Annotated in this window: 4 protein-coding genes; 2 read left to right on the top strand and 2 right to left on the bottom strand. The window is 69.0% G+C overall.

Going from position 1 to position 3,048, the window contains the following annotated elements; genetic code table 11:
* Positions 1-126: FAD-dependent oxidoreductase (locus tag LOY02_RS18800; protein WP_317183895.1), on the bottom strand; the 126-nt coding region annotated here is incomplete at its 3' end.
* A gap of 140 nt (positions 127-266) precedes the next feature.
* On the opposite strand from LOY02_RS18800, the gene LOY02_RS18805 reads away from it, so the two are divergent.
* Positions 267-782 (top strand): DUF421 domain-containing protein, encoded by a 516-nt coding sequence (locus LOY02_RS18805; protein ID WP_317183892.1) that lies wholly within the window; start codon positions 267-269, stop codon positions 780-782.
* A gap of 99 nt (positions 783-881) precedes the next feature.
* Here the strand turns inward: LOY02_RS18805 and LOY02_RS18810 are convergent, their stop codons facing one another.
* Positions 882-2,000 carry a methyltransferase domain-containing protein gene (locus LOY02_RS18810; protein ID WP_317183893.1) on the bottom strand — a complete coding sequence of 373 codons (1,119 nt, stop codon included), beginning with the start codon at positions 1,998-2,000 and terminating at the stop codon, positions 882-884.
* A 128-nt stretch (positions 2,001-2,128) separates the two neighbouring features.
* Between LOY02_RS18810 and LOY02_RS18815 the strand changes: the two genes are divergently transcribed.
* Positions 2,129-3,048: DUF2804 domain-containing protein (locus LOY02_RS18815; protein ID WP_317183894.1), on the top strand; the 920-nt coding region annotated here is incomplete at its 3' end.

Consider the following 3,048-nt stretch of genomic DNA (forward strand, 5'->3'; position numbering starts at 1 on the left):
CCGGTCCCGCTCCAGCACAACGACATCCGTCCATCCGGCGTGCGCCAGGTGGTAGGCCACGGAAGCGCCGATGACTCCGCCGCCGATGACGACGACCCGTGCTCGGTCGGGCAGTTCCAGACTCACCCGCCCAACCTACTGTCGACCCGCACGCGAACGCCGCTCAGCTTCGCCTGAAAGCCATCCACGGTGCAGTGGCAGTCGTATGCCGCCGACCGACCCCGCGATATCGTCCTGGACCAAGGAAGCGGCCGGGAGGGAGTCACGTGTTCTTCGACGACTGGAGCGGACTGCTCCGCGTCCTGGTCATCGGCGTATCCGCCTACCTCGCGCTCCTCCTCCTGCTTCGCGGGTCCGGGAAGCGGACTCTGGCCAAGCTCAACGCCTTCGACTTCGTCGTCACTGTCGCGCTGGGATCGACCCTCGCCACGGTGCTGCTGTCCTCGGACGTCGCCCTCGTCGAGGGTGTGGCGGCCATGGCCCTGCTCGTCGCGCTGCAGTTCATCGTGGCCTGGCTGTCGGTTCGCAGCCGAGCAGTGGAGAGGCTCGTGAAGTCGGAGCCAACGCTCGTCTATCGCCACGGGTTCCTTCCTGAGCCGATGCGACGGATGCGGGTCACCTCGGACGAGATCCGGCAGGCCGCGCGGGCATCGGGGAATGCAGGTCTCGACGGAGTGGCGGCGGTCGTGCTCGAGACGGACGGTTCCCTGAGCGTGCTCTCCGAGGTGCCTTCGTCACTCGGGCCGGCGAATGACGATGAGCCCTCAGGGCCGGGCTCGTGACCTGCGCGCACCCATCAACCTCGCAGCGATGTACAGCGAGGCCAGAGGCGCTCGGGAGGTGTACCCACCCGGTCGACACCCGACCCGATCGGCTCGACGTCACGACTCGGCCGATGTAGGCGGGTCCGTGCGTGGGTCCGACACCGCGCCCCTGCCCACGCGGTCTGGACCGATCAGCTCGTAGACAACACCGTCTGACCCGCGGTAGTGCGCCCACGCCCGACCGGACTCTCGCTGCGTCTCCCAGAGGAACTCGATACCCGCCGACTCCATCCTGAGCCGGGTCGCATCGACGTCGTCCACGACCAGACCTACGCAGGGTCGATCGTCGAAGACCACGTGGTCCGTGTCTTCCGGTCCGTAGACGTGCACCTCGGTACCGTCGCCCAGACGGAACCAGGCCAGGCGGCCCGGCTCTTCACGAATCAGCGTCAGGCCGAGCGTGTCCCGGTAGAGCGATACCGCGGCTTCGAACCGGCCCGCGTCCTCGATCCGTACGCCGAGGAATCCCAGACCGTGAACCGCCGGCTCCACCGCCGGGTCCGGCAAGTCCGTCAGGCCGAAAGGAGGCACCGGAGCCTTCCGGCCGATGACGAAGGCCTGGTCGAAGTCGCCGTCTGCAGTGTCGGGTTCCATCGTGCGGGCGGCCTGTGCGACCACCGCCAGGCCAGCCGCGTCGAAGGCCGCCGCCATCTCATCAGCCGTGCGCAGGTGGAGCTCGCGCTCGTGGCCCTGTGAGTAGGCATCGCTCTGAAGACGGCTGCCCACACCCGACTGGAAGCCGGTGAGGAGGTATCCATCCGGTCGCAGGATCCGCGCGAGCTCCGCCAGCGCCTGCGCGAGATCTGCTGGGGAGCAGTTGATCAGGGAGTACCACGCGACGACACCTGCGAAGTAGTCGGCGGCGAACGGCATACGTCGCAGGTCGGCAACGGCGAACTCGACAGCCGGATGGACCGACCTGGCCACCGCGATCATGCCGGGCGACAGGTCGACGCCAGTAACGTCGAGGCCAGAGTCGCGCAAGGGGCCGACCAGGCGACCGGTGCCGCAGCCAGCATCCAGGATGTGTCGATCGCCCCCAGCGAGCACGTACTCCGCGAAGGCGCCGATCATCGCGCGGTCCAGCGGCTGCTCGGCGCGGAGATCCGGGAACCGGTCGTGGTAGGCAACGGCCAAGGCGTCATAGGCCCGTCGTGTGCTGACCCAGTCGGCCATGCCTCCAAAGTAGTGGCGCGACACAGCGGGCGTGCGGCTTGGCGGTCCGAACCGTGACCCGGCACGAGGGCGCGGCTGTGCGCCCACCGTGCTCCCTTGGCTCCAGGTGAAGGCCGATGATGGGGCACGTGACCCAGGAACGCGAGATCACCGATCCTCTCGACCTCACGCTGCGCAACGGTCGCCTCAACTCCGCGGCTGTGGGCTGGACACGCACTCCGCTGCACCGCACCGACGGCATCGGCCGGGGCCGCGTCGGCTGGGGCCGCGTCGGCTGGGGCCGCAACAAGCGATGGGAGTACTGGGCAGTCACCCTTGAGACACACGTCGTCGCCGTCGTCGTGTCCGACATCGGGTATGCCGCGGTCCCCTCGCTCTTCGTCCTCGACCGCCGCTCCGGTGAACAGATCGCGGTGGAGGCGATCACTCCCATGGGCTGCGGCGCGACCCTGCCGGGCACCCTCGACCAGGGTCCGGCTCGCGCGCGCACGAGGAGGCTTCTCATCGACATCGATCCCACACCCGACGGCACCAGACTGCGGGCGCGAGCCGAGCGCGTCGACCTCGACGTCGTCGCCCACCTCGCGCCGGGACATGAACGACTCGGCGTCGTGGTGCCGTGGAGCCAGCGCCTCTTCCAGTACACCGTCAAGGACCCGGCCAGGCCGGCGACGGGCCGGGTGATCGTGGACGGCGCGACGTACCGGACAGAGGAGGGGACCTCGTGGGCGACCCTCGACCACGGCCGCGGGCGCTGGCCGTATGCGATCTCCTGGAACTGGGGCTCGGGGTCGGGCATCGTCGGCGGCCGCACGATCGGTCTCCAGGTGGGCGGCAGGTGGACCGATGGAACCGGGTCGACGGAGAATGCTGTCATCGTCGACGGGCGGCTCACCAAGATCAGCGACGATCTTCGGTGGGAGTACTCACCCGGAGACTGGATGGCGCCCTGGGCGATCCATGGGGGCCCGGTCGCGCTCACGTTCCAGCCTGAGCATCTTCGCCGATCGGTCACCCAGCTCGGCATCCTCGCCTCGCGCACGCACCA

Source organism: Intrasporangium sp. (genome assembly GCF_032907665.1).
GTDB lineage: Bacteria > Actinomycetota > Actinomycetes > Actinomycetales > Dermatophilaceae > Intrasporangium.

What these genes read in the sequence shown, in the direction of transcription:
- LOY02_RS18810 (WP_317183893.1), bottom strand. Translation starts at nt 2,000, where the DNA reads ATGGCCGACTGGGTCAGCACACGACGGGCCTATGACGCCTTGGCCGTT.